Annotated in this window: 25 protein-coding genes and 1 tRNA gene; 10 read left to right on the top strand and 16 right to left on the bottom strand. The window is 50.0% G+C overall.

Going from position 1 to position 24,531, the window contains the following annotated elements; translation table 11 throughout:
* Positions 1-105 precede the first annotated feature (105 nt).
* On the top strand, positions 106-534 hold the full coding sequence (locus ACXAF9_RS07825) for a cold-shock protein (RefSeq protein WP_475072550.1): 429 nt from the start codon (positions 106-108) through the stop codon (positions 532-534).
* Positions 535-584: 50 nt separating this feature from the next.
* On the opposite strand, the gene ACXAF9_RS07830 is transcribed toward ACXAF9_RS07825, so the two are convergent.
* Entirely contained in the window at positions 585-1,463 is an 879-nt protein-coding gene (locus ACXAF9_RS07830; RefSeq protein WP_475072552.1) for a DUF72 domain-containing protein, read from the bottom strand.
* Positions 1,464-1,567: 104 nt separating this feature from the next.
* Between ACXAF9_RS07830 and ACXAF9_RS07835 the strand changes: the two genes are divergently transcribed.
* The 5 genes from ACXAF9_RS07835 to ACXAF9_RS07855 all read left to right on the top strand — a co-directional run bounded on the left by ACXAF9_RS07835 (position 1,568) and on the right by ACXAF9_RS07855 (position 4,016).
* Entirely contained in the window at positions 1,568-2,344 is a 777-nt protein-coding gene (locus ACXAF9_RS07835) for a motility protein A (protein WP_475072554.1), read from the top strand.
* A gap of 6 nt (positions 2,345-2,350) precedes the next feature.
* Positions 2,351-3,166, top strand: a complete 816-nt coding sequence (locus tag ACXAF9_RS07840; RefSeq protein WP_475072556.1) for a flagellar motor protein MotB — start codon at positions 2,351-2,353, stop codon at positions 3,164-3,166.
* On the top strand, positions 3,163-3,555 hold the full coding sequence (locus ACXAF9_RS07845; protein WP_475072558.1) for a hypothetical protein: 393 nt from the start codon (positions 3,163-3,165) through the stop codon (positions 3,553-3,555). The genes ACXAF9_RS07840 and ACXAF9_RS07845 overlap by 4 nt, the downstream gene beginning before the upstream one ends.
* A 50-nt stretch (positions 3,556-3,605) precedes the next feature.
* A tRNA-Met gene (locus ACXAF9_RS07850) sits at positions 3,606-3,682 on the top strand.
* A 109-nt stretch (positions 3,683-3,791) separates the two neighbouring features.
* Positions 3,792-4,016 carry an amphi-Trp domain-containing protein gene (locus ACXAF9_RS07855; protein ID WP_475072560.1) on the top strand — a complete coding sequence of 75 codons (225 nt, stop codon included), beginning with the start codon at positions 3,792-3,794 and terminating at the stop codon, positions 4,014-4,016.
* 93 nt (positions 4,017-4,109) lie between these two features.
* Here ACXAF9_RS07855 and ACXAF9_RS07860 read toward each other — a convergent pair whose 3' ends face one another.
* Positions 4,110-5,168, bottom strand: coding sequence for a hypothetical protein (locus ACXAF9_RS07860; RefSeq protein ID WP_475072562.1), 1,059 nt, complete (start codon positions 5,166-5,168; stop codon positions 4,110-4,112).
* A gap of 306 nt (positions 5,169-5,474) precedes the next feature.
* Between ACXAF9_RS07860 and ACXAF9_RS07865 the strand changes: the two genes are divergently transcribed.
* A complete protein-coding gene (locus tag ACXAF9_RS07865) occupies positions 5,475-6,275 on the top strand; it encodes a 2-oxoadipate dioxygenase/decarboxylase family protein (protein WP_475072564.1) in 801 nt (266 codons plus the stop codon).
* A 32-nt stretch (positions 6,276-6,307) separates the two neighbouring features.
* Here ACXAF9_RS07865 and ACXAF9_RS07870 read toward each other — a convergent pair whose 3' ends face one another.
* A complete protein-coding gene (locus tag ACXAF9_RS07870; protein ID WP_475072566.1) occupies positions 6,308-7,366 on the bottom strand; it encodes an arginine N-succinyltransferase in 1,059 nt (352 codons plus the stop codon).
* A 234-nt stretch (positions 7,367-7,600) separates the two neighbouring features.
* Between ACXAF9_RS07870 and ACXAF9_RS07875 the strand changes: the two genes are divergently transcribed.
* Positions 7,601-8,074 carry an Lrp/AsnC family transcriptional regulator gene (locus ACXAF9_RS07875; protein WP_475072568.1) on the top strand — a complete coding sequence of 158 codons (474 nt, stop codon included), beginning with the start codon at positions 7,601-7,603 and terminating at the stop codon, positions 8,072-8,074.
* On the opposite strand, the gene astB is transcribed toward ACXAF9_RS07875, so the two are convergent.
* The 6 genes from astB to ACXAF9_RS07905 all read right to left on the bottom strand — a co-directional run bounded on the left by astB (position 8,075) and on the right by ACXAF9_RS07905 (position 15,674).
* Positions 8,075-9,412 (bottom strand): N-succinylarginine dihydrolase, encoded by a 1,338-nt coding sequence (astB, locus tag ACXAF9_RS07880; protein WP_475072570.1) that lies wholly within the window; start codon positions 9,410-9,412, stop codon positions 8,075-8,077.
* A complete protein-coding gene (gene astD / locus ACXAF9_RS07885) occupies positions 9,409-10,884 on the bottom strand; it encodes a succinylglutamate-semialdehyde dehydrogenase (protein ID WP_475072572.1) in 1,476 nt (491 codons plus the stop codon). Before astD ends, astB begins: the two co-directional genes overlap by 4 nt.
* A gap of 1 nt (position 10,885) precedes the next feature.
* Positions 10,886-11,938: an arginine N-succinyltransferase gene (gene astA / locus ACXAF9_RS07890; RefSeq protein ID WP_475072574.1), complete on the bottom strand. Its 1,053-nt coding sequence runs from the start codon at positions 11,936-11,938 to the stop codon at positions 10,886-10,888.
* Entirely contained in the window at positions 11,935-13,011 is a 1,077-nt protein-coding gene (locus tag ACXAF9_RS07895) for an arginine N-succinyltransferase (RefSeq protein ID WP_475072576.1), read from the bottom strand. The genes astA and ACXAF9_RS07895 overlap by 4 nt, the downstream gene beginning before the upstream one ends.
* The gene (locus tag ACXAF9_RS07900; protein ID WP_475072578.1) at positions 12,999-14,252 is read right to left on the bottom strand and encodes a hydrolase; all 1,254 of its coding nucleotides are present in this window, start codon (positions 14,250-14,252) and stop codon (positions 12,999-13,001) included. The genes ACXAF9_RS07895 and ACXAF9_RS07900 overlap by 13 nt, the downstream gene beginning before the upstream one ends.
* Positions 14,253-14,450: 198 nt before the next feature.
* A complete protein-coding gene (locus tag ACXAF9_RS07905) occupies positions 14,451-15,674 on the bottom strand; it encodes an aspartate aminotransferase family protein (RefSeq protein WP_475072580.1) in 1,224 nt (407 codons plus the stop codon).
* Between the two features lie 249 nt (positions 15,675-15,923).
* On the opposite strand from ACXAF9_RS07905, the gene ACXAF9_RS07910 reads away from it, so the two are divergent.
* The gene (locus tag ACXAF9_RS07910; protein WP_475072583.1) at positions 15,924-16,952 is read left to right on the top strand and encodes a GlxA family transcriptional regulator; all 1,029 of its coding nucleotides are present in this window, start codon (positions 15,924-15,926) and stop codon (positions 16,950-16,952) included.
* 3 nt (positions 16,953-16,955) lie between these two features.
* On the opposite strand, the gene ACXAF9_RS07915 is transcribed toward ACXAF9_RS07910, so the two are convergent.
* Genes ACXAF9_RS07915 through ACXAF9_RS07925 form a run of 3 tightly spaced genes read right to left on the bottom strand, consistent with a single transcriptional unit; the run spans position 16,956 to position 18,788 of the window.
* Positions 16,956-17,456, bottom strand: coding sequence for a DNA-deoxyinosine glycosylase (locus ACXAF9_RS07915; protein ID WP_475072585.1), 501 nt, complete (start codon positions 17,454-17,456; stop codon positions 16,956-16,958).
* Positions 17,456-17,815 carry a hypothetical protein gene (locus ACXAF9_RS07920; RefSeq protein WP_475072587.1) on the bottom strand — a complete coding sequence of 120 codons (360 nt, stop codon included), beginning with the start codon at positions 17,813-17,815 and terminating at the stop codon, positions 17,456-17,458. Before ACXAF9_RS07920 ends, ACXAF9_RS07915 begins: the two co-directional genes overlap by 1 nt.
* Positions 17,796-18,788 carry a GTP-binding protein gene (locus ACXAF9_RS07925; RefSeq protein WP_475072589.1) on the bottom strand — a complete coding sequence of 331 codons (993 nt, stop codon included), beginning with the start codon at positions 18,786-18,788 and terminating at the stop codon, positions 17,796-17,798. The genes ACXAF9_RS07920 and ACXAF9_RS07925 overlap by 20 nt, the downstream gene beginning before the upstream one ends.
* 220 nt (positions 18,789-19,008) lie before the next feature.
* Between ACXAF9_RS07925 and ACXAF9_RS07930 the strand changes: the two genes are divergently transcribed.
* Complete coding sequence (locus ACXAF9_RS07930) at positions 19,009-19,926, top strand: pseudouridine synthase (protein WP_475072591.1); 918 nt, start codon at positions 19,009-19,011, stop codon at positions 19,924-19,926.
* On the opposite strand, the gene ACXAF9_RS07935 is transcribed toward ACXAF9_RS07930, so the two are convergent.
* From ACXAF9_RS07935 to gatB, 4 genes are all read right to left on the bottom strand, one after another.
* Positions 19,913-20,329 carry a DUF6691 family protein gene (locus ACXAF9_RS07935; RefSeq protein ID WP_475072595.1) on the bottom strand — a complete coding sequence of 139 codons (417 nt, stop codon included), beginning with the start codon at positions 20,327-20,329 and terminating at the stop codon, positions 19,913-19,915. The two genes, ACXAF9_RS07930 and ACXAF9_RS07935, sit on opposite strands and share 14 nt — an antisense overlap.
* Before the next feature lie 8 nt (positions 20,330-20,337).
* Positions 20,338-20,802, bottom strand: coding sequence for a YeeE/YedE family protein (locus ACXAF9_RS07940; protein ID WP_475072598.1), 465 nt, complete (start codon positions 20,800-20,802; stop codon positions 20,338-20,340).
* Positions 20,803-21,200: 398 nt separating this feature from the next.
* A complete protein-coding gene (locus ACXAF9_RS07945) occupies positions 21,201-22,946 on the bottom strand; it encodes a diguanylate cyclase domain-containing protein (RefSeq protein ID WP_475072601.1) in 1,746 nt (581 codons plus the stop codon).
* A gap of 126 nt (positions 22,947-23,072) precedes the next feature.
* A complete protein-coding gene (gene gatB / locus ACXAF9_RS07950; protein ID WP_475072603.1) occupies positions 23,073-24,521 on the bottom strand; it encodes an Asp-tRNA(Asn)/Glu-tRNA(Gln) amidotransferase subunit GatB in 1,449 nt (482 codons plus the stop codon).
* Positions 24,522-24,531: the final 10 nt, after the last annotated feature.

A 24,531-nucleotide genomic window follows, 5' to 3' on the forward strand; every position in this document is an offset into this window, starting at 1 on the left:
GAAGATTATTCGGTATATCTGGGCGGTTGTTGCCGTCTACATTAGGCAACAAATCATATAGGTTTCAAACAACCATAATAGTAAGAGATGACAAGAGATAGATAAATGAGTGGTAATTTAATACTTCGAATAGTTGTTAGTGGTGTTGCGGCCGTTTTAGTTCCTGTGCTTTTGAAAGCAGTTGCAGGTGTTGAGGTAGCGCTCTCACCCGTAGTAATCGGTTTGTGTTTCGCGGTAGTCCTGATCAGCCATCTTGCGGTAGCGTTTAGTGGTCAGAAATCAGGTTCTGCCTCTGCATTTGACGATGTAGATAATGAAAATGATGGTCGTGAGCTCGGTACCGTTAAATGGTTCAACGTATCCAAAGGGTTTGGCTTTATTACCCGCGAGAATGGAGATGATGTGTTTGTGCATTTCCGTAATATCCGCGGCCGTGGTCATCGCTCTTTGAGCGAAGGTCAAAAAGTGCGCTTCAACGCACGTGAGAGCGACAAAGGCCTACAGGCTGAAGATGTATCGGTCGTTCGTGGCTAATCGCCACCGGATCGCACAGAAACGGAAGCTTAGGCTTCCGTTTTTTTGGTCTAAAAAAGCGCATTTTGGCGGCTGTCTTTCTCCCAAAGCGTCGGCGAGGGCAGCGAGGCCGCCTCATATTGGCCTGATTGCACTAAGGCTTCATTGAGCTGTTGAATAAACAGCAGGGCAAGCTCTGGGGCTTCTTTATTATCCGGGGTATGGAAAAACAGGTAGGGGGTTCGTCCCTCTAAAATCCAGTCGGCGCATTTTTTTACCCAAGGCGTCAGGTATGGCTCACCGAGAGATCGATCAAGAGGGGTGATGAAGCGTACAAGAGGCGCATTGCCCGTGGCCAGTACATGCACTGGCATTCTCGGTTTTGCTTTCATCGCCTCTTGGGTGATCTCATCGTCTTTTGGGTAAGCAAAGAGGGAGCGTGTATCAAAACAAACGCGATTTACCCCGTGTTCTATCAACAATCGATTCAAGGCTTGCTCGTTGTGATCTTTCTTAAAAAAGTCGAGGTGCCTAAGTTCAATGCCGTACGTGAATGCTTTGGGGAGTCTCTCCAAAAAGTGTGCTAATTGTGGCAAATGCATGGGGCTAAACTGACTGCTCATCTGTAGCCAAAGCACGCCCAAGCGCTCCTGCAGTGGAGCAACGCGGTTCAGAAATTCCTCCAGCGGCCGATCACTGTCTTGTAACAAAGCTTGGTGTGTGATGCTTTGTGGAAATTTAAAGCAGAATCGAAATTGGCTGGGTGTCCGTTCTTGCCACTGAGCGATGCTTTTTTCCGATGGAAGGCCGTAAAACGAGCTATTCCCTTCTACACTGGAGAAGTGTTGTGCGTAAGTTTCTAGGGCTTCGGATGGGTGTAGCTGATCGGGATACCAATCCGGATGATGCCACTGGGCAAGCCCAACGTAATAAGGTAATGGCGATTGCATACGATGTAATCAAACAAAAACACCATGAAAACATATTCTGCCTAAAACGTCAGTGTCGATGGGGTTAACAGGTGTTTTTATCAGTGATTGAGGCTTAATAAAGCATGGATATAGCGTCTCTGGTCGGGATTTTTTCAGGACTTGCGCTGATCATCTCGGCTATTTTTATTGGCGGTAGCTCGGATGTGTTCGTCAACATTCCTGGTCTTATGATCGTCATTGGCGGCACGATGGCAGCGACCTTGCTGACGGTGCAGTTCAAGGATGTGATGAATGCCTTTAAAGGGGCGTACATCGTGTTTACGCGGGATAAAACCAATCCCAAAGAGATGATCGAGACCATGATTAAGCTCAGTCGCATCAGTCATCGACACGGCTTATTAAAATTGGGCGATGTAAAAACCGACTCACCTGTTCTTCGTCGAGCGTGCAATCTGTTAGCGGAAGCCGCTTCTGAGCAGGTGATCCGAAATACCTTGCAGAACGAGATCGACTCTTTATTGGCCAGGCACTTTGCCACACAAGATGTGTTCAAAAAAATGGGCACCTATGCACCGGCGTTTGGCATGTTAGGGACACTGATCGGTCTTATTCAGATGCTCAGTGAATTGAACAACCCCGATACAATGGGGCCTGCGATGGCCATTGCGCTGCTGACCACCTTTTATGGCTCCCTGTTGGCGACCATGGTATTTCTGCCGATTGCGGGTAAATTGAAGGCGAGAACCCTGCTAGAGGTCACCAACTTGGAAATTATCCGAGAGGGCAGTATCAGTATATTAACCAACGATCACTACGCGCACGTGTATGAGCAGCTCTCTTCTTATTTGCCAGAGCGTGAGCGTAAACCCATTTCGGCCACCAAATTGAATCAGGGTTAAAGGGCGATGAGCAGTAAGCATCTAAATCGCATCATCTCGGAGGATAACGATCAAGGTTGGATGACGACCTATGCCGATTTGATGACGCTGTTGCTGGTGTTTTTTGTGCTCTTGTTTTCGATGTCCTCTTTAGAAAAAACACAGTTCTCGAACATGAGCCGTGCTTTTCAGCAAGCGTTGAGTGACTCGGCGGGGAGTATCATTCCGCTGCCCGAGCTACTGCAAGCGCCAACCACCAAACCGCCTGATTCTATTGAGCCTGAAGAGTACCCTGATCAGCAAACACCGACGGATTTGATTGTATCTGAGCCGGTTAAAGAGCAAATACCGGTGACACCCGAAAAGTCTGAGAGTGACGATGAAGCGCTCATCACCAACGCGTTAAAAGAAACCTTCCAGAACATGGGAGTCAACGAGGATGTCACCATCACCGACCCTAAAGATGGCAAGATTCGCATCAAGGTAAAAGGCTCGGTCGCGTTTGAGTCGGGGCGCACAGAGTTTAAACGTCAAATGATGCCGATTATGGACAGCGTGATCGAGATGCTGGAGGACAACCCGGAATACGCCTTAAACATTGAAGGGCATACCGACAGTCGGCAAATTAATTCACCCAGCTATGCGACAAATTGGGAGCTATCGGCGGTGCGTGCTACAACCGTACTGCGCTACTTTGTTCGCGGTGGGGTTGAAGCCGACCGACTCGTCGCTATTGGCTTTGGGGATTCGAAACCTGTGGCGGATAATGTCTCGGTTACGGGGCGGGCTGCGAATCGTCGTATTGAGTTTGTGTTAGAAAAGCGTCAAGAGGAGAGTCCATGAAGCCGACCATCGAGCTGCATGAGGAGGAAGCCGGCTCGCGCGAGAATGTTCGTATCGAGCCACACAAAGAAGACCCTGTGCGTCTGTTACTGGATGGAATAGAGGTAGCGCTGAATAACTTATCCGTGAAAGGGGCTGCTTTTATTTTCTCTGGCGAGCTAAAGCGCGCCGATTACCCCGTAAAGCTTATCTTCAAAACCAATCGCGAATGTGTCATAGAAAGTCGAATCCAGATTACCCGATCCATTCGTCCTGAGTATGCTGGGCAGTTTGTCGGATTGACGCTGCGAGACGAAACCTTAATCACCGCGTTCATCGTGGATTGTCAAAAAAGAGCCATACGCCGACAAAATGACGAAGAGATTAAAAATAATTTAAAAAATGTTTAAAAAGGGGTTGCCAGCCCCAGAAGACCTCCCTATAATATGCGCCAAGTTGATGCGGGGTGGAGCAGCCTGGTAGCTCGTCGGGCTCATAACCCGAAGGTCGTCAGTTCAAATCTGGCCCCCGCTACCAATTTTAATCTGACAATTTGCTGCCAGTCGGATAACAAAGTAACCAGCCTAGCGCTGGTTTTTTTGTGCCTGTAGAATGCGTGTTCTTAACCTGACCAAGGAATGGAAACATGAAAGAACAACGCGACATCGAAAAAGTCTACTCAAACGAAGATTTCGTAGCCAAGCTACGCCGTTTGGCCGATGCCATTGAAAATAACGATCGATTTGAAATCCAGATTGCCGGTGAGCGAATCTACGTACCTGTGCGTGCCGAGTTCAGCATTGAGCATGAGCGCGGCGATGGAGAAGAGGAGATCGAATTCCAGATCAAATGGAAACACGACTCTGAGTAATGCCTAGTAATAAAGAAGCCTCTGTTGATGCAGAGGCTTTTTTGTATCTGGCCTGTAGCGAAAGGCTGGCCGGATGAATCGCGCGTTTTGCGCTTAACTTTCCGGAACCACGCACGCGCGTAAACGGTAAAAACCGGTGCCAGGTGGCAAGGCCGAGTTCTCGCTGATAGCAAAGTTTGGCTTTTCGCCTGCACGCCATGCATAAGTGTATCGACATGTCGCGGCTTCTACTTCAAACGTCATCACGCCATCGATACTGCCGTTATCCTCATAGTCCCAGCTTTGGCGAAAAGGCAAACCATTGGTATCGTATTCTACGGTACTACTGGCGTTTATGCCGCTGTTAGTTGAGGCAAACGCGAGAGCCGTGGATTCAATAAACTGATTTGCATTGTATTGATACGTTTCTACCCCTTCATAGGTGTTGTTGCTTGGGTCGACATCAATGGAAATCTGGCTTATCAGGTCATTCTCCCAGCTAAAGGCATAGCCTAATTGGGTGTACCCAGTGCCGGATAAGCTGGCCCAAAGAGCGGTTTCGAGTACTCCATTAGCATCATAGGTAAAGTTGCCCAATGCCTGTGTTGTATCTGATGACTCCAATTCACGCGTGTAGCTCATCAGTAAGCCGTTTTCGTACTCAAAATCGATTTCGTGCTGGGTGAAGGTCGTTTGGGCGCCTTGCTGACGGGTAACAGAAATCTCGTCTGGCTTGGCCAAAGGATCGGAGCTGGAGTCGTAGCTGTAAACCTCAGAACTGTAGTAGGTCTGAGTATCAGTATCGTCGTATTGACGCTGAACGACTTGAACAATTCGGCCCAAAGCATCATAGAAGTAGGTAGTGGTTTGACGACCTAATAAATCTTCGTACTGAGAGGAAAAACGGTACAGGTCTTCGATGCCATCGTCTGTGTATTGATAAACTTCCTGCTTTAAATAGCCGTCTTCATAGGTCAGGGAGACAGATGCATCCTCAATACCGTTGTTATCATAATCAAACGAGATGTGACTGATACGGTAACCCGATGTCGCTAAGCCGCTGTCGGGACTATTATCTTCAGAGCCACCGCCTCCACCGCCACCGCATGCGGTAAGAATCAATGAGGAAAGAACGGGGATTGTGACGCGAAAACTCGGAATGCGAAAACTCATAAGGCTGCTTCCTGCTCCATTATGCCGAATCAGATCAACTGCACGTTGAGTCACTGGCAGACTACTCAACTGACCTTTATCCTTTTTTATCTGTGCACATTTACACACATTCAGGCTTAGCACAAGCTGTACCATTGTCGGTGGCGTGTAAAATTGGATTTGAAAAACGCGACGCCAACTTTGCACGGTGTGCCGTCTTATTTGTCGTAAAAGTAAGAGGGTGCTATAGCTTCAATAAAGATGAATCCAGTTCTGGATTGGATTAGTGTATGTTGCGATAAATTGGGTTAAAGGACTTAGAGACTTATGAAGGTTACCGATTTTTACCACGCGCTTTGGCAAGACTACATCTCCATTACACCGCAGGCTCGGGCCATTCATGCGTTGTTCTCTAAAACAGACGGTGTGGTGATCAATGATCATGTCGCGTTCCGAACCTTTGCCGGGACGGCTCTATCGTTGGATCAACTTGAACCCGTGATTCTCAGCATGGGATACGAGCGCCAAGATACCTATTTCTTTAAAGAGAAAAAGCTAAAAGCACACAGTTTTATCCATCCTGATGGAACCGTGCCTAAGGTGTTTTGTTCAGAGCTGTTGGTTGACCAGCTCTCGGATCAGACGCAGGCAATCCTGAAGAAATACACCGATCAAATTCAAGTATCCGGCGCCTTAACCCCCGAGGTGTTTTGGAGTGCGCGCCACTGGTCAATGCCAAGTTTTGATGATTATCAGGCTGTATTGTCCGAATCTGAATACGGCGCCTGGTTATTAGCGATTGGTTTACGGGTGAATCACTTTACGGTGAGCGTGAACCATCTTAAAACGTGTCACACCGTTCAAGAGGTGTTGCATCATGTAAAAACCGCTGGGTTTGGTGTGAACACCGTAGGCGGCGAGGTGAAAGGCTCAAAAGAAGCCTTATTGGAGCAAGGCTCGACCTTAGCCGATAAGCAGTCGTTTGAGTTTGCAGGCGGCGAACTCCATGAGATACCGACCTGTTTTTACGAGTTTGCTCTGCGCCATGCAGATAACGACGGTGTGGTGTATCAAGGGTTTCGCGAAGCCAATGCGGATAAAATCTTTGAGTCGACAAACGCTCGTTAATTGAAGGAGCTATTACCGCCGCCTAGTGATCTTTAGGCGGCGCCCGCTAGGGCCTTAGGCCTTTTCAACGGTGCGACTCGTACCGATTGCCCCTCGTTTAAGTTTAAGTAATCCGCGGTTTCTTGAGAGATACGCACACAATTCGGTGCAGTAACCTTAGCTGGGACGAGTCCGATGGTCATATTCTCAATGACTCCGTTACTGATCATGAATAGATCGTCGCACTCTGATGCGTGTTGATCCGGCCCAACGATGATTGTATGAACACGACTTTCTTGAACGGTTCGGATCTTAGACGGGTCGCATTCAACGTGCGGACCTGCATCAAAAAGATCCACTAACCCTGTCGATTCGAACCCTTCTTTCAGCAGCATCGAAAGGGCAGGTGCAGAGGCTTCATGTGGCTTACCCACCACCGCTTTGGCTGCTTCCGGGAGGAGGTCTAAACAGATAGGGTGGTGCGGCAGCATCTCGTCCATGAAGGACATGCCTGATTGCGCGGTGTAGTGCACTGCTTGATCAAAGCTGATGTTCAATAGCTTATGACCGAGAGCATCCCACATCGGCGAGCGCCCCTCAGGGGTTAACCAGCCACGTAGCTTTGCAAAGATGCGTGATCCAAAACGCTCTGGGGCATCGGTCATCATTAAAAAGCGCGCCCTGGACATAAAAAGCCCAATACCGGGTTGTCGGTAGCTAGGATGTAAGAACAAAGAGCCGATTTCGGAAGCGCCTTGGTACTCGGCGACCCTTTCTAGGTAGGTGTGTTGCTGCGATAGCTCTACCCCCTCCAAACCATTAAAGGTGCGGTGATCGTGAGAGAGTTTGAATACATAAAACGGCTGATCTTGAGCAACCCCGGTGTAGACCGCCGTAGTACCCAGAAGGCCTTTGTGTTCGGTGGATTCTAACACCAAAAAGTACTGCCCCTCTTTTGGTGGGGCGGATGAAAAGCTCTGTTGTACCGCCTTGATGCGCGCTTCCCAAAATTCGGGGTTACATGGCATCGAGGTCATACCGGCGCCTGTTTGAGCAGATAAGGCGAGCAGCTCCGGCAGATCATTGGGGTGACAGGGTCTTAAACGGTACATCGTGCTTCTCCTTATCCACAGCTAACCTTTATTTTAGGTGGCAAAGAGGCTTTCAGGATTGAAAAAACGGCCGATTAGACGCAATTTTCGTGCGTAATTGAGCGTTTTACGAAATTTTATTGGGTTTTAAAAAGGCGACACGTTTTTATCACTTTTTAAGAACTTCTTCGCTTTAAGCCACCAAGTGCTACCTAGCCGGTTTATACTGATGGGAAATCGTCTGGGATACAGGACATGGATCGACTCGATCGAAAGATTATTGCCTTGCTACAGCAGGATGCGAGCCTGACCAATCAAGCGTTAGCGGATCAAGTGGGCTTGTCGCCCAGCGCGTGTTTGCATCGTGTACGGCGTTTAGAACAAAGTGGAGTGATTGAGGGTTACCGCGCGTCCATCCATCTGAAATCTATTTGTCGCAGCGTGTCGGTGATTGCGACGGTCAGCCTTCAAGATCAAAGTACAGAGGCCTTTCGATTGTTTCGAAAAGAGGCCGAATCAATACCCGAGGTGGTCGAAAGTTTTACGGTCAGCGGCAGTTTTGATCTATTTTTACGCGTGATTGCGCCAGATATGGATAGATACAACCGGATCAATGATCAGCTCCTAGATCTGATACCCGGTAAAGTACGCATCAACAGTCATGTTGTGCTTGAGAACGGAAAGCCGTTTACCGGCTTTCCATTAGATCGGCTGTACGAGTCAGATTAATCAGCCACGCTGGAAGGGGTAAACGCTGCCCAATTGTAAAATACGGGTGAGTTGATCCAATGCGGTGCGCGACTCGTTAAGGAGAGCAGGGTCGGCTAAGTCTGACTCGGTTAAACGATCTCGATAGTGTTGATTAACCCAGGCCACTAGCTCGTTATAGAGTGCATCCTTCATCAAGGTTGCTTGGTTGACTGCTTGGCGCTCTTGTTCATTAAGCACAACGCGCAAGCGAAGACACGCTGGCCCACCGCCGTTGCTCATGCTTTGGGTCAGGTTGAACACCTTGACCTCATCAATTGAGGATGCCCCTTGCTCTAACTGGCTTAGATACTGCCAAACGGCGGCATTTTTTCGACACTCTTCCGGTACGACTAAAACGGTCTTCCCTTGAACATCCAGTAATTGGCTGTTGAACATGTAACTGCTAACCGCATCTTGTACTGAGACCGCTTGAGTGGGCACTTCGATCACATCTAGGGTGCCATTAAGGCCTTTGTTCAGCGCTTCATAAACCTTTGCTTGGTGTAGGAAGGCTTCTTGATGGCAAAACAAAGTGCGCTGATTGCCAACGGCAATTACATCGTTATGGAATACGCCTTGATCAATTACATCCGGATTTTGCTGTGCATAAACCGTGTGAGTGTCGGATAAACCGTGAAGACGAGCAATCGCTTCGGACGCTTCATAGGTATGGCGGGCCGGATAACGTTTAGGGGCGGGCTTCGAGCCATCAAAGGCATAACGGCCAAACACAAAAAATTCAACGCCCTGATCATCGTACGCTTGGCAAAAGCGGGTGTGGTTAGCGGCACCCTCATCACCAAAAAGCTCAACTGTCGGTAGGGCTTCGTGATGACTAAAATGGTTTGTATCATTGAAGGTCGCTTTTAGTATGCGCCCTGTGACCTCGTGCTCGATAGAACGGTGAAACTTATTGGTTAAGTTGGCAGGTGTAAAGTGCACCTTACCGTCCAGTGTATCGGGGCTTGGCGATACGGTAGCTGCATTTGCGGTCCACATGCTGGAAGCGGAGCAACACGCGGCCAGAAGGCGCGGTGCGGTTTTAGCCGCTTTAGCCAGTACATCGCTGTCAGTGCCGGTAAAACCGAGCCTTCGAAGCGTGTGGATGTCTGGGCGCTCTTGTGGGGCAAGTACCCCTTGAGTGAGCCCCAAATCTGCAAGGGCTTTCATCTTAGCTAGCCCTTGTAAGGCCGCTTCTTTGGGGTTGGAGGCCTCCGCCCCGTGTTTTTCTGAGGCGACATTACCAAAGGATAAACCCGCGTAATTGTGAGTGGGTCCAACTAACCCATCAAAGTTAGCTTCGATGCTCTGGCTCACGATGCGTCCTCCAAGGTTAATCCGGGTGAGAGCTTTTCAGGCAGACTCAGTTGATCGGTCTCAAGCCCTGCAACGGGGTACGAGCAGTAATCGGCCGCATAGTAAGCGCTGGCGCGGTGGTTGCCGCTGGCGCCAATCCCGCCAAACGGGGCGCTGGAGCTGGCACCGGTCAGCTGCTTATTGAAGTTGACAATACCGGCGCGGATTTTCATGTAGAAACGCTCGTATTGGCTTTCATCGTCACTGAACAGGCCTGCCGAAAGGCCGTAGCGTGTGTTGTTGGCTTGGCTAATGGCTGAATCAAAGTCATCGTATCGAATCACTTGCAGCAGCGGACCAAAGTACTCATCGTCAGGTAGAGTGGATACGCCAGTAACATCAATTAACCCGGGTGATACCAAGCCTGTACCTGAGGTTAGGTGTGTCAGTTCCACTAATGAGTGCGCACCTTGCTCGATCAATCGTGCTTGAGCGTCAACAAGGTGACGTGCTGCCGCTTCGCTGATCAAACTGCCCATAAAGGGGGCTGGTTCATCAAATTGACCACCTACTTTGATGGCTTTAACGGCCTGAACGAGTGCGTTTAAGTACTGATCACCCCAATCAGTATTTGGGACAAACAAGCGGCGGGCACAGGTACAGCGTTGTCCAGAGGTGATGTAGGCCGATTGAACGGTTTCATAAACGGCCGCTTTAATGTCTTTGACTTGGTCTATGATCAGCGGGTTATTGCCGCCCATCTCAAGCGCAAGAATCTTCTCTGGGTGGCCTGCAAACTGCTTGTGCAGTAGGTGACCTGTGTTGGAGCTGCCGGTAAAGAACAGGCCGTCCAATCCTGCGTGGTTGGCCAGCGCGATGCCAGTGTCTTTCTCGCCTTGAACTAAGTTTAAGACCCCTTTGGGTAAACCTGCTTGAATCCAAAGGCCGACCATCAACTGGGCAACCAACGGGGTGAGTTCGCTCGGTTTTAGGACAACGGTATTCCCTGCGATCAGGGCCGGGACGATGTGGCCATTAGGTAGATGACCTGGGAAGTTATATGGGCCAAATACCGCCACAACCCCATGAGGTTTGTGACGCAATACCGCTTCGGCACCAGCGATCGTACTGGTTTTTTGGCCGGTGCGCTCAACCGCGGCTTTGATCGAAATCTCGATCTTATTGATCATCGCGGTGACTTCGGTCAGTGATTCCCAGTAGGGTTTGCCGGTTTCTTCGGCGATGGTCTTGCCCAGTGTTTCTTTGTGCTCTTCAAGCTTTTTAGCGTACTCGCGGGCAATGGCGCAGCGGGCGTCAAATCCTTGAAAGGCCCAGTGGTCAAACGCATCACGCGCGGCGTTAACGGCGGCATTGACCTGTTCTGGGTCGGCGCTTGCTCCTTCCCAAACGATTTCGCCGCTAACGGGGTTGTAAGAATAAAACGTCGCTGCGTTTCCGGTGACCCACTCACCGTTAATGTAATGACCAGGCATGTTAGAACCTCCGTTTAGACGAGAGTGGAACCAGACGCACGGTTGCCCCGTCGTCGATGTTAAGGGCCGCGGCTACCTCGGGTGTGATGGTGATCAGGTTTCGACTGATCTTATGCAAGGTTGTAGCGACGCAGCGAAAATCCTGAAAGCGGGTGTTACTGAGCAAGAATTGATCATTATCGGGCTCGTTCTCGCCCCACACATCATCCCCTGGCCCTTGAATTTGAACTTTGACGTATTGGCTTTTACGAATCGCCCGAATGTCATTAACACGCGCTTCAAGGGTTGGGCCAGCATCAAAAATATCCACATAGCCTGTGTAACGCATCCCCTCGTTTTCGAGCATGTGCCTTGCCGGTGAGGTTAACGGGTGCGTTTTGCCGATCGCGTCTTGCGCATCTTTTGGCAACAGCTGAGTGTAGATCGCATTCGAGGGCATCAGTTCTGCAATAAAGACTTTGTTCATCGCTGAGAATTGATCAGCGGTATCAAAATCCATCGAGAAGAAGTGGCGTCCTAACCCTTCCCAAAAAGGGGATAGGCCGGTTTCATCCGAAAAGCCGCGCATTTCGGCAATCAGTCGATCACTGAACAGCTGAGGGAACTCGGCCATAAACAAAAAGCGACACTTGGATAACAACGCACCGTTTTTACCGACGCGTGCGTTGGGACGTAAAAAGAGGGTGCAGAGCTCAGAGCAACCGGTGTGGTCGTTGGTCATAGTGAGGGTGTGGAACTGGTTATAGACGTTCAACTCCCGTGATGCATGTACAACCAAACCCACGCGGTAGTTGTACCAAGGCTCGCTGAGCCCGACAGCGCCTTCGACGCCACAGACGCCGACGATTTCATCGGTGTTGGTATCTTCTAAAACAAACAGGAAAAGCGACTCTTTTGGGGGCTTTGGCTGTGAAAAGGCGTGTACCCCACGCTCAAGTTTATGACGGACTTGTTGGTCATTGTCTTGCAAAGAGGTGAAACCTGGCCCTGTTTCGCGGCCAAGTGCTCGTAAACCGTCGTAATCGGCTTCGGTTACGGGACGAATCACCATCATACGGTTACTTCTCCATCCGGTGTGGTCAAGGTGTGAAATTGTTGATTCGGTATGGTGGTCATGCGAAGCAGATCTTCAGGATTGACCCCCAACATCGCGGTGATACTCGCCATATCGGCTGCTTCAAAAGCGGTCGTGTCATGCAAGGCAACGGCTGCAAAATCGCGCAGCTGGGTGTTGCTTAAAATCATGACAGAATCCGCTTTGGGAACAGCGTGTACATGGTTAAACAGCGTGTGTGCCTCGAAAGTAACGGAATGCGCGATGGAGCGAATCTCTTGTGTACGCGCTTCAAGTGTTGGGCCTGCATCAAAAATGTCGATGTAGCGACCTTGGCTGAACCCTTCGTCTTCCAGTAGGTGTACAACCCCTTTCATATCTTGGCGCGGTTGGCCGATCACCGATTGGACCTGCTTGGGTAAAAGCGGAACATAAATCGGGTGGTGTGGCATTAATTCGGCGATAAAGCCTTTTGAGTTAATTCCAGTTAAATAGTTGGCGCGGTTAAAATCCATATCAAAGAAGTGCTTGCCGACGCCTTCCCAGAAGGGGGATAGGTTTTTGTCATCCAATACGCCTTGAATTTCGGCGATGATCCTGTGGGCAAAGCGCTCTGGGTGTTGCGCCATAAACAGCATACGAGCACGCGAAAGTAAATTAAGATTCTCGGGGGTGCGGTACGCTTCATCAATAAACAAGGTACACAGTCGAGCAGCGCCAGTGTAGTCCTGGCACAGGTGCATCGAGGGGATTTTGTTGTGTATCTGCAACTCCGACGAGGCATGAATCACATCATCGAGTCGGTAGTTATAAAAGGGGGCGTCTAAGCCCACGGCGGCATCAATCCCGCTGATGCCAACGACTTCGCTGCTGCGGGTGTCTTCCAGCACAAAGTGATAGCTTTCATCGCGATAGTGGCTGATCTCTTTTTTTAACGAGTGCTGCGTTTTGCTGATCAAGTCGTGTAGGTGATCTCGATTGGCGGGCAGGGTGGTCATTCGGCCACCCGAAATCACAGCCAAACGTTCAATCGCGGGAAGGTCTGAATACTGAACCGGTCTTACGAGCAACATGGTTTCTCTCCTTTCTGGGAGCGCTGTGTTAACCAGTCGGTCGGCTCGGTCGCAAGGCGCATCAAAAGATGGGCACTTAATTTGGCTCGAACCGTCAGGCTGCGGATATCCATATACTCCTGATCTGAGTGAATTTTTCCACCCTGAACACCTAACGTGTCGATATTAGGCACACCGGCGGCTGCTAGATTGTTGCCATCGCAGCAGCCACCTGTGGGCAACCATGACAGTGAAAGGCCCATGTCGTCCCCGCACTCTTTTAGCCATTGAAAGAGGGTTTGATTGGCCTGTGTCAGCTTTTTCGGTTTACGACCAAAAGCGCCGTGCAGCTCAGCGGTAATTCCTTCGCGTGTGTTAAGCTCGGCCAGAAGGGAGTCTAAGTGTTGCTGACACCACGCTTCGTCGGCCTGCTCGGTTAGGCGAATATTGAATTTGACCACACAAAGGTCCGGTACGATGTTTACTGGGCCGCCGCCTTGTACAAATCCAGGGTTGATGGTGACGCCTTCTCGTTGACCATTCAGGTCATCAAGCGCAACCACAAAGTCGCTGGCGGCGCGTATGGCGTTTCGGCCTAAGTGGTGCTCGCGACCTGCGTGTGCGGCTTTACCACGCACAACAACGGTAAAGTTGCCACTGCCCTTGCGCTCACCCGCTAGGTTGCCATCGGGCATGCACGGCTCGTAAATCATACCCACATGCGCCCGCGTTGCGGCTTCTTGAATTAGCTTGGCCGATGACGGGGAGCCGATCTCTTCGTCGGGGTTGAAGAGAATTTCCCAGCCAATCTGATCTTTAAAGGGGCTTCGCTCCAACGCTTCTAGCGCCGTCAGCATCACGATGATGCCACCTTTAAGGTCAGCTACACCTGGACCATTGATGGTGTGATCATCAAGGTAGCGGTGCGTTTGAAAGGCGTGCTCTTTCGGGAAAACAGTATCTAAATGAGCGCAGAGAAAGACTTTTAAAGGGGCATCGGGCCGTTTGGTGAGCTTAATCGCATCACCGAGTGGGTGCTCGCTGGCGTTGCCTTGATTGTCGATGGCAACAAAGGGGGCAACCTTGATTCGCTCAACGTTGGCCTCAAGCGGTTGGGCTATTTGAATCAGGTGATCGGCAACGCGATTGACCCCATCGGCGTTCAAGGAGCCTGAGTTGATGTTCACAAGCGCTAAGGTGTTTGCCAACATCCGGTCGTGTTGTTCGTCAATCCAGTTTAGCCAAGGGGTAAGCGTAGCCATCGTTGCGCATCCATAAAAACGTTCATTTTTATTATTGGACACAATAATCGCGAATTCTGCTATTTAAGCGACCTTGTTTTCATAAATGGGACATGCCAACAAGGTCATTCTCTAAAAACTTTCGATTTCTCGCACTAAAAGATCAATAACTCAATGCACAAAAAAGGGCCTTAGCGGCCCTTTTTTAATGTAATGGTGTTATTCGGCGCTGGCCAATACTTTGGCAACGGCGCGATCCAGTGCTGCCATTCCCTTGGCGATGTCCTCATCCGGGATCACCAGCGACGGTGTAACACGCAACACGTTCGGCCCAGCTACTAAGAGCATCAACCCCTCTTCGCGAGCGGCCGCCAAAAACTGCTGGCCTTTGCCGTGCCATTCATCGATCAGCTCGGCACCCAACAATAGGCCCTTGCCTCGAATGGCTTTGAAGATGTTGTGTTTGGCATTGATCGCTTCAAACCCTTTGATGAATTGCTCACTTTTTGCGGGTACTTGACCTAATACCGCATCCGAGTTGATCAACTCAACGACGGTTTCGGCAACCGCGCAGCCTAATGGGTTACCGCCGTAGGTGCTACCGTGAGTGCCAAAGCCAAAGCTTGCTGCGATGGCTTCTGTGGTCATCATGGCACCAATCGGGAAGCCATTACCCAGCGCTTTAGCGGTGGTTAGGATGTCGGGTGTTACCCCTAAGTCCATGTACGCGTAAAAGGCTCCGGTACGGCCTACGCCCGTTTGGATCTCATCAAATACCAAGAGTGCATTGTGCTGATCACACAGCTCTCGTACCGCTTTGGCAAAAGCGGGGTCCGCTGGGATAACGCCGCCTTCACCAATGATAGGCTCCATCACGACGGCACAGGTTTTATCCGAGATTGCCGCTTTTAACGCATCGATGTTGTTGTATTCAACGTGCGTGATACCTGCGGGTACCGGCTCAAAACCTTCGCGGTATTTTGGTTGACCGCCAACCGATACGGTAAACAGGGTGCGGCCATGGAAAGACTGTTTGAACGAGATAATCTCGTGCCTATCGGCGCCAAAATGGTCGTGAGCGTATTTACGCACCAGTTTAAACGCCGCTTCGTTCGCTTCGGCACCGGAGTTACTGAAGAATACCTTATCGGCAAAGGTGATCTCCGTTAGGCGCTTAGCCAAATGCAAAGCGGGCTCGTTCGTAAAAATGTTACTTAGGTGCCAAAGCTCATCGGCTTGGTTTTTTAATGCGGCAACGACATCAGGGTGATTATGGCCTAACGCGGTGACCGCAATACCACCGGTAAAATCAACGTACTCATTCCCTTCCTGATCCCATACACGAGACCCGCGGCCTCGAACAGGAACCATCTGCTGAGGGTTGTAGTTCGGAACCATAACCTGATCGAACAGGGCGCGTGTCACTGGGGTTTTGTGTTGCATGGGATCTTCCTCTATCAACAAAACAAGAAAACGCTTTCAGCGGTGTAAAAGGAGTTGTATCGCCAAAAGCCGGCGTCTGTTTTCAGTATCAGCAAAAAAATGGGAGATAAACAGGGCGTTAATTGCTTTAGGGCGACCTGAAGTTACGCTAAGCTGACATTTAGGAGGTGAGTCTAAGCCACATACGGGTGAGCACAGTATGCTAGCGATTCAGAACCTAAGAATAGGGCAAAAAAGAGCCTCTTAGCAATGGAAAAATGGATAAAAAAATACAACGCATCGCTGCCTAAACGGGTAGGTTTTTTATTGGTGCCCAATTTTTCGTTGATCGCGTTTTCATCCGCCATAGAGCCTTTGCGGATGGCGAACTGGGTCAGTGGCGAAGAGCTGTATGAAACCGTCTTGATCAGTCACGATGGCGAGCCTGTGGCCAGCAGTTTGGGGGTACAAACGCTGGTGGGCTACAGCTTAAACAGCATGCCCATGTTGGATACCGTCTTTGTCTGTGGTGCATCCCCCGTAGCCCGCACCGGCAATGAGTCGGTTATTGGTTGGCTACGTCGCCAAGCCCAGCTGCCGATGGCCATCGGTGGTATCGGTACCGGGAGCTATTTATTGGCCTGTGCTGGGCTTTTGAAAAACACCAAAGCCACCATCCATTGGTGGGACATCGCGAGTCTGCGTGAAGAGTTTCCTAGCACCCATGTGACGAATAATCTCTATGAGATTGATCGGGATCGGTATACCTGCAGCGGCGGTACTGCGGCGATGGACATGATGCTGTTTTTGATTGGCAAAGAGCACGGTATGGATCTGGCTGCGAGTGTGTCGGAGCAGTTCGTCTGTGAGCGTATACGAACCTCTGAAGATCAACAGCGAATCCCTTTGCAAACGCGCATCGGTGCAACCCAGCCTAAGCTAATAGAAGCGGTCACCTTGATGGAAACCAACATAGAGGAGCCGCTCAGTACTGATGATTTAGCCCATCACGTGGGGTTATCGCGCCGTCATTTGGAGCGCTTGTTTAAAAATTACCTGCAAACCGTACCTTCAAAGTATTACTTAGAGCTAAGGCTTGAGCATGCACGTCGCTTACTGCGGCAAAGCGATAAAACCATCCTGCAAGTGGGTTTGTCGTGCGGGTTTTCGAGTGCGTCTTATTTCAGTACCGCTTACCGAAACCATTATGGGCTTACCCCACGTGAAGAGCGTAAACGGGATATTGATGATGCACCCGCTGAGCGCACCGTTCACAGCTCTAAGCCAATAACGGGGTAGCCATCAGGCGAGCAGCGCGGCTTTCCAAAGCGCTGTTTTTTCTTCAAAAGAGATCGATGCGTGCGCAGGGCTTGTGGAGGGTAATACCACCCACTTAATGTGTGAGTCTTCTAAAAGGCTTGGAAAATGGCGCTTAAAAAGCTTAGCGCTTGTTTGGCCGTTGAAGCCTACGATGCGAATACTCGGATGTTGGGTTAATAACTCAGGGATCGCGTTTGGAATCACACTTTTCGATTGGATATTGCTATCAAGGCTACCTGGGCGGACGCATTGATGAACCACATCCCAAAGCGCAACGCCTTTCTGGTTCAGCGCATCTAACCGATCTTGATAGGCCTGGGTGCAATCAACGCCATAAAGGGCTTCCATGATGGGCCAAAAACGGTTGCGCGGGTGGGCGTAATACTGCACTTCATCCAATGATTTTACCCCAGGCATCGAGCCTAAAATAAGCGTGTGTGGCTCTCCGACTAGGGCTGGTGGGAATCCGGTTTGAACGGTCATTACTGAGCTGCTTTTTGTAAGGCCCTTGCGATCACCTTATTCAGCACAGGACGCGATTCACGCAACACGCGTTGCGCCTTTTGTACCGATGCCGAACTATCAAGCAGGGCTAAGTACAAGCCGCCATTGTCGAGTAACAGGCTGAGTAAACGCTGATCTCCCATCTGTAACTGAGCTTCATCGTACTGAGGGTTATAGCGTACGGCCTTTTTGAATATATGACCGAAAGCCTGTTGGCCGATTTTTACGTAGATCAGCTGATCCTTACGAATGGTCGACATCAACGGCTTTTGATTCAGTAAGATGATCGACGCTTTAACCCCAGACAGCGCATTGAGCTTATTGAGTATCTCGGACATTGTCGCTCCACTGAAGAAGGTCTCGTGCTTGCTGGCGGATCTGTTGATACGTCATGTAAGGGTTGGTCACCAAACCGATGGTTTGGTTTTCCTCTTTAAACAGCGAGATTGTATCTTGCTTGTGACCAAAGACGCTGACATCCGTAATGTCCGGAAGCTTTTCGCCGGTCTTGGTATTGATCGTTTCCATCACATTCTTGATGGTTTCGGTTAAGTCCGAGAGCTTATCATCCATCAAGGCGTGGTCAACGACCTTGTCATTGACATAGTGCGATGCGCCGAGCACCCCGCGAGATTGCATGGCGGCCTCAACGATGGACATCTTCGGGACGGGGCGGCTTTTTTGCAGCCATTCAAACTGTGGCGAGTTTGGATCCGGATTGCGCTTTTTTAGCTCCTGCATCGCCACCTTGTGTGATAGATCACTCCAGTTCACATCGGGGGCGTCGTGCATCATGGCCGAACTGATCAGATCCAACACGTGCATGGGCTTTCGCGCATCTAAAAAGATCACTGGCGCTAAAATGCCAAGCCCTTTTAAATGGTTTCGATATTGTTCGGGTTTGGTTGTGTCGTCTAAATCCGAACGGGTAACGCCTACGACAAAGTAGCGTGACTCAATGTAATCACGAAACTCGTTGAGGTAGAAATCCAAATCTTTTAAAGGGTAGTTACGGGTATTATCGACCAGCAAAATCAGAGACGAGGCATCTTTAGCCAAGTCGCTGACCATAAGCTCCCACATAAATTTAAAACGCTCTTGGCCTGGTGTGCCATATAAGTGCAAGACTTGGTCTTCACTCAGAGAGATCTTGCCATAGTCCATGCCCACCGTTGTGGTGCGTTTACGTTTGATGGTGGAGTCCGATACCTGGGTGTCCGTATCAACAACGTCGATCTCGCTGATGCTTCGAATAGCCGTTGTTTTGCCTGAACCTGGCGATCCAACAAACAGGACTTTATAGGACTTCATCGCTACCCTTATCGAATCAAAATCTGGAAAGCGCTAGCTTACCGTTTGGTTGTGAATCTGATCTGAATTATACCGAAGGTATTGATAATCTCTATGCAAACAGAAAGTTAGTGAGCGCTTAGTGCTCACAAATGCACGTAAGTGTCGTTGTTTGATAGCGATTGTTTTGGAGATCCGGCACTATGGTACTATACCGATTTAACGCTGACGACTTCTTCCCATGGGCATTGCTTCTCGACCTTCACGTATCGTTATACCGTCCGATTGTAACCTGTCCTTAACGGTTTTCGAATTTTTATGCCGCCAATTTCCTGCGGTTGATGCCTCCGTTTGGCGTACGCGTATAACCTTTCAAAAAGTACATTGGAACGATGGTGAGCTTATTAGCCTCAACACCCTGTGCAGACCCCAAGAGAAAGTCTGCTATTACCGGGAGATAGCAAAAGAGGTCGAGGTGCCGTTCAAGGAGGCGATCTTATTTGAAGATGAGCACATTCTTGTCGCGTGCAAACCTCATTTCTTGCCGGTGGTGCCAAGTGGCGCTTATGTGGAAAACTGTTTGCTCAATCGACTGATCAATACGACCGGTATTGAAACGCTTAACCCTGCCCACCGGATAGATCGGGATACCGCGGGCTTGGTGTTGTTTTCTAAAGTGCCGAGCGAGCGAAAGTTTTATCAAGGGCTGTTCGCACAAGGGTGCATCGAAAAATCCTATCAGGCGGTAGTGCACGCTGATCAGGCTCCAGAACCCAAATGGCACGAGGGGAGCCTCATCGAAAATCGCATTGTGGAGGGCGAGCCCCGATTCCGTCGCAAGGTGACTAACGAGGGGGCGATCAATGCGTGCTCTTGGGCCAAAATGTTGGCATTTGATGCCAACCTACGTGCGGCTTTATTTCTGCTCAAGCCTTTAACGGGCAAGACGCATCAGCTGCGTGTGCACATGGCTTCGGTTGGGCATCCTTTGGTGAATGACCCTTATTATCCCGTTCTAAAGCCCAAAGCGGAACCCCTTTCATTTGATCAACCGCTCCAACTGTTAGCGAAAACCCTCGACTTTACCGACCCAGTCACTCAAGAGTCGCGTCGCTTTGAAACCGAGCGGCAACTGAATTGGCCGATCAGCTCTGTTTAGACTGCCAAAGATTACCCAACCAAAAACCAATCAGCATGGCAGGAACAATACACCAGGCTGGCCAGTAGTCTAGGCTTAACGCGATCAGGGCTGGGCCTGGACAAACCCCGGTTAACCCCCAGCCGATACCAAATAAAGCACTGCCTAGAATCAAAGGCCGACTAATGTGTGTATTACTGGGTAATGAGCACTCAAAACTTGGGTCATGTTGTATTTTTCGGTAGGTAAGACGTACAAACAAAAACATCACAAGCACAGCGCCACCCATAACAAAGGCAAGCGATGCGTCCCACGTGCCAAAGAGGTCTAAAAAGTTCTGTACCTTAGCCGGGTTGGTCATGCCCGAAAGCAACAACCCCCACCCAAAGATCAAGCCTGATAATCCAGCAATGAAGGATTTCATACGCTCTCCTAAAACAGATGTCGGATGATGGACACGGTGATAAACCCGGTCAGCATAAAGGTGCCAACGGCTGCGAATGAGCGTTTGGATAATCTGGCTAATCCACAAACACCGTGCCCACTGGTGCAACCGTTACCGATTCGTGCACCTAGGCCAACCAACAATCCACCTGCAATGCTTAACAGCACTGACCCAGAGGTCATAGCCGGACTTTGGGGTAACGAAAGACTTAGGCCAAAAAGTGACATCCCTTGATGGTCTATTGTGATTAAGGGCATCAAGACCCATGGAGACACACACAACCCCGCCACAAACCAAAAACGCCAGCTAATGAGGCTAGGTTGTTTGAGTAAGCTTGAGACAATTCCACTGATACCTGCAATTTGCCCGTTTTTATACAGCAGCACACCCGCGGCTAAACCAATCAACACGCCGCCGATAAGGCTGCTGAGTAGGGTTAATTCAGTTGGCATCGTATTTACCTTTCATTAGGAATATCTTAAGTAAATTTTATATTAGTTTTATCTAATTAAAAAGTCATTCTCATTTTTTACATGGTCTGATCGTCACTAAGGTTGTCATAAAAGCTTCATTGAATTGTCACGCGAAAAAACTCATCGAGGTCGATATTTAAGCCTGTGTTCAGTTTTGTGGGGTTTAAAGGAGTCGAATGCAGATCTCGTCGTTAACTCGCGCAATCGTGATCGTTCAGATTGCCGCACTGTTATTGCTGGCTGGGGGGGGAAGAGACCTGTCAGCATCTTGAGTGTCTATCTTCTGAGTCGATCAACATTCAATCGACCTTAACGGAGCTGCAAAAACGTCACTGGGCAACTCAAAGAGCAGATTCGTTTATTCCGGTATTGATCCGTTAGGACTGAAACGGGGAGCGGCGAATCTTTTTCTCTTGGTACATGATGTGATCGGCTCGGAATAGCAAGGACTGAATATCTCGGCCATGCGCAGGATACTGTGCTTCACCAATCGACGCATTGAGGTAAACATTCTCACCCATGGGCACCCCGTTAAGCTGTGTGAGTGGCGCGAGCAGGGCATCGTGGATGCGAAGTTTTTCCTCTTCGATCTGCGCTTTGGTGAGGTTGCGTCGAATTACAATGACAAACTCATCGCCGCCGTAACGGGCCAGAAGGTCGTGCGGGCCGATTTGAGCTTGCAGGCGGGCCGCAATCTCGATTAAGGCAAGATCGCCGTTTTCGTGGCCGTATTGATCGTTCAATGGCTTAAACTGATCCAAATCGATGAACAGCAAGGTGAATGGCTCGGTAGCCATGCCGTTCTCTTGACGGTTGAGCAGGTTTTCCATGAAGCGCTCAAGCGCAGCTCGGTTTGCGACGCCGGTTAAGTTGTCCGTAAAGAGCTCTTTACGCATGTCCATGAAGGAGCGAGCCAGCATACCGATCTCATCTTTACGACGCAGGTTAATCGGCAAGGTGTTATCCGAATGGTCGGCATTGATAACAGCGCGTGAAAGGGAAGAAACATCGGTCGCCACGCGGTGCAAAATTCGAAAGCCAAGTAGAATCGCAATCAGTACGGCCACTAAACCGAGCAGCGCGACGGTGAATACCTGCTGAGTAACACCGGCCAAGACATCACTGCGGGGCACGGCCACAATGGCGGTCCAATCAAGACCCGCATTATCGGTAATACGTTTAAAGGCCAAATCGATGGTCTGTCCATCATGCGTGATGGTCAAACTTTTCGCATCGGTTTTATCCGGTGACTCTTTAAGTAATGGGATGATGTTCTCATAGGCGGCGCGAAGCATCGGGTCGCCTGCATCGGAAATGCTCACGCGTTGCATTTGACCATCAGGTAATTGGCGCACGTTGGGCGTTTTGGAGGCGGCAAGCAGCTCACCATTTCGCTCGACCAGTAAGGCTCGACCATTGGCACTGACGCGAAGACCCGAAATAAAGTTATTCAGACGAATCAGTGATACGTCGGTTGCTACCACGCCAGTGAGCTGCTGGTCTTCGTTTAAAACTTTTCGTGCGCGAGTGACAACCAGCTCTTGCGAGCTAAAATCCACATACACGGCGGTCCAGATATGGCTCTTTTCAGAGGCGCCAGTTTCGTACCAAGGACGAATGCGTGGATCGAAGACATTCTGTTCGGTTCGCAGGTAAATCTGTTTGCCATCAATGCCCCGAAAAGCAAAGTACTGGCGTTTCTCTTCAGGGTTCAGTTTGTAGCGGACTTCGGCTTTATCCCGTCCGGTGCGTTTTAAACCGTATGATTGACCCAGTTGGTTGCCGTAATAGACATAATCGTTTGGGTCGGTGTGCAGGGTTGTCGCTGTCCAAAAGCGGGTGCGAATCGCATCCAGCGAATCCGAAATATCGTCCGGCGCGGGCATGCCCAGCGGAAAGGCGGATTCCAGTACAGCGCTTGAACCGTACATGTGGCGATCCACTGCTTGTTCGATGCGATCCACCATCTCCAGCGACAGTCGCTCAGATAAGGTTGAGACCATGCGCGAGCCTGCCCAGTACGACATCAAACCGATCACAATCGTTAATGCTAAGATCAGTAAAACGTAAGGTACGATGAGCGTTGTTTTCAGAGAAACAAACGAAGTATCAGCGCGGCGCATGCAATTCCTTTCGTTGAGCAACCTAAAAAGTGGCCACTTTATATCAGAAACGCCTTAATCGATAAATCCATTTACGAGTAAGGCGTTGTTCGAGTCGCGCTCTGTGAAAGAACGCGACTTAATGGATCAGCAAAGGCTGTCCAGTTTGCTTTTGAGCAAGCCTTGCACTTGGCCAGGGTTGGCTTTGCCGCCAGACACCTTCATGACTTGGCCCATAAAGAAACCAACCATCTTACCGCGCTTATCCGGCTCGGCGGCAATGTATTGATCCACCTGAGCTTGGTTAGCGGCGATCACATCGTCGACCATTTTCTCAATGGCGCCTGTATCGGTCACCTGCTTAAGGCCTTTGGCTTCGATGATCTCATCGGCTGTGCCGCCTTCGCTCCACATCGCTTCGAAGACTTTCTTGGCAATGTTGCCAGAAATGGTGTTGTCTTTGATGCGAACCAGCAAACTACCTAACTGATCGGAGCTGACCGGCGCTTCGCTGATCAATAGCTCATTTTGGTTCAGTAGGCGTGAGAGCTCACCCATCACCCAGTTTGCTGAAAGCTTCGCATCTTTTGATTGAGCCACCACTTGCTCGAAGTAATCGGACAAAGCTTTATCGGCAGCAATCACGCGCGCGTCGTATTCAGACAGCTGGTAGGTTTCGACAAAACGCTCTTGGCGCGCTTCGGGCAATTCAGGCAAAGAAGCGCGAACCGTCGAGATGTAATCGTCATCGATCACAATCGGTAACAGGTCAGGGCATGGGAAGTAACGGTAGTCGTTGGCTTCCTCTTTGCTGCGCATAGAGCGTGTTTCGTCCTTGTCGGCATCGTACAGACGCGTTTCTTGAACGATACGGCCGCCATCTTCGAGGATATCGATCTGACGCGCAATCTCGCCCTTGATCGCTTTCTCGATGAAACGGAACGAGTTGATGTTTTTGGTTTCGGTGCGCATACCAAACTCATCTTCACCCTTGTAACGAACCGAAACGTTACAGTCGCAGCGGAAAGAGCCTTCGGCCATGTTGCCATCACAGATGCCTAAGTTGGTCACCAGTGAGTGAATCGCCTTTACATAAGCCACGGCTTCTTCAGCGCTTCGCATATCTGGCTCAGAGACGATCTCAAGTAACGGGGTGCCAGCACGGTTTAAGTCGATGCCGGTCATGCCTGCAAAGTCTTCGTGCAGTGATTTACCCGCATCTTCCTCTAGGTGAGCGCGGGTCACGCCGATGCGTTTGGTTTGACCGTTCACATCAATGTCGATGAAGCCTCTACCCACGATCGGGTAGAAGAGTTGACTGGTTTGGTAACCTTTTGGTAAGTCTGGGTAGAAATAGTTTTTCCGGTCAAAAACCGATTTCTTACCGATTTCGGCATTAATCGCTGTACCAAACATAACGGCCATGCGCAGGGCTTCTTGGTTGAAGACCGGCAAAGTGCCCGGCAGTGCTAAATCAACTGCGCAGGCTTGGGTGTTTGGCTCGGCACCAAAGGCCGTGCTAGCACCTGAAAAAATCTTTGTGTTTGTCGCAAGCTGGGCGTGGATTTCAAGCCCGATGACTGCTTCCCATTCCATTCTCTTTTAC

The organism is Neptunomonas sp. ABH4_499 (assembly GCF_056160565.1).

What these genes read in the sequence shown, in the direction of transcription:
- ACXAF9_RS07825 (WP_475072550.1), top strand. Translation starts at nt 106, where the DNA reads ATGAGTGGTAATTTAATACTTCGAATAGTTGTTAGTGGTGTTGCGGCC.
- ACXAF9_RS07830 (WP_475072552.1), bottom strand. Translation starts at nt 1,463, where the DNA reads ATGCAATCGCCATTACCTTATTACGTTGGGCTTGCCCAGTGGCATCAT.
- ACXAF9_RS07835 (WP_475072554.1), top strand. Translation starts at nt 1,568, where the DNA reads ATGGATATAGCGTCTCTGGTCGGGATTTTTTCAGGACTTGCGCTGATC.
- ACXAF9_RS07840 (WP_475072556.1), top strand. Translation starts at nt 2,351, where the DNA reads ATGAGCAGTAAGCATCTAAATCGCATCATCTCGGAGGATAACGATCAA.
- ACXAF9_RS07845 (WP_475072558.1), top strand. Translation starts at nt 3,163, where the DNA reads ATGAAGCCGACCATCGAGCTGCATGAGGAGGAAGCCGGCTCGCGCGAG.
- ACXAF9_RS07855 (WP_475072560.1), top strand. Translation starts at nt 3,792, where the DNA reads ATGAAAGAACAACGCGACATCGAAAAAGTCTACTCAAACGAAGATTTC.
- ACXAF9_RS07860 (WP_475072562.1), bottom strand. Translation starts at nt 5,168, where the DNA reads ATGAGTTTTCGCATTCCGAGTTTTCGCGTCACAATCCCCGTTCTTTCC.
- ACXAF9_RS07865 (WP_475072564.1), top strand. Translation starts at nt 5,475, where the DNA reads ATGAAGGTTACCGATTTTTACCACGCGCTTTGGCAAGACTACATCTCC.
- ACXAF9_RS07870 (WP_475072566.1), bottom strand. Translation starts at nt 7,366, where the DNA reads ATGTACCGTTTAAGACCCTGTCACCCCAATGATCTGCCGGAGCTGCTC.
- ACXAF9_RS07875 (WP_475072568.1), top strand. Translation starts at nt 7,601, where the DNA reads ATGGATCGACTCGATCGAAAGATTATTGCCTTGCTACAGCAGGATGCG.
- astD (WP_475072572.1), bottom strand. Translation starts at nt 10,884, where the DNA reads ATGCCTGGTCATTACATTAACGGTGAGTGGGTCACCGGAAACGCAGCG.
- astA (WP_475072574.1), bottom strand. Translation starts at nt 11,938, where the DNA reads ATGATGGTGATTCGTCCCGTAACCGAAGCCGATTACGACGGTTTACGA.
- ACXAF9_RS07895 (WP_475072576.1), bottom strand. Translation starts at nt 13,011, where the DNA reads ATGTTGCTCGTAAGACCGGTTCAGTATTCAGACCTTCCCGCGATTGAA.
- ACXAF9_RS07900 (WP_475072578.1), bottom strand. Translation starts at nt 14,252, where the DNA reads ATGGCTACGCTTACCCCTTGGCTAAACTGGATTGACGAACAACACGAC.
- ACXAF9_RS07905 (WP_475072580.1), bottom strand. Translation starts at nt 15,674, where the DNA reads ATGCAACACAAAACCCCAGTGACACGCGCCCTGTTCGATCAGGTTATG.
- ACXAF9_RS07910 (WP_475072583.1), top strand. Translation starts at nt 15,924, where the DNA reads ATGGAAAAATGGATAAAAAAATACAACGCATCGCTGCCTAAACGGGTA.
- ACXAF9_RS07915 (WP_475072585.1), bottom strand. Translation starts at nt 17,456, where the DNA reads ATGACCGTTCAAACCGGATTCCCACCAGCCCTAGTCGGAGAGCCACAC.
- ACXAF9_RS07920 (WP_475072587.1), bottom strand. Translation starts at nt 17,815, where the DNA reads ATGTCCGAGATACTCAATAAGCTCAATGCGCTGTCTGGGGTTAAAGCG.
- ACXAF9_RS07925 (WP_475072589.1), bottom strand. Translation starts at nt 18,788, where the DNA reads ATGAAGTCCTATAAAGTCCTGTTTGTTGGATCGCCAGGTTCAGGCAAA.
- ACXAF9_RS07930 (WP_475072591.1), top strand. Translation starts at nt 19,009, where the DNA reads ATGGGCATTGCTTCTCGACCTTCACGTATCGTTATACCGTCCGATTGT.
- ACXAF9_RS07935 (WP_475072595.1), bottom strand. Translation starts at nt 20,329, where the DNA reads ATGAAATCCTTCATTGCTGGATTATCAGGCTTGATCTTTGGGTGGGGG.
- ACXAF9_RS07940 (WP_475072598.1), bottom strand. Translation starts at nt 20,802, where the DNA reads ATGCCAACTGAATTAACCCTACTCAGCAGCCTTATCGGCGGCGTGTTG.
- ACXAF9_RS07945 (WP_475072601.1), bottom strand. Translation starts at nt 22,946, where the DNA reads ATGCGCCGCGCTGATACTTCGTTTGTTTCTCTGAAAACAACGCTCATC.
- gatB (WP_475072603.1), bottom strand. Translation starts at nt 24,521, where the DNA reads ATGGAATGGGAAGCAGTCATCGGGCTTGAAATCCACGCCCAGCTTGCG.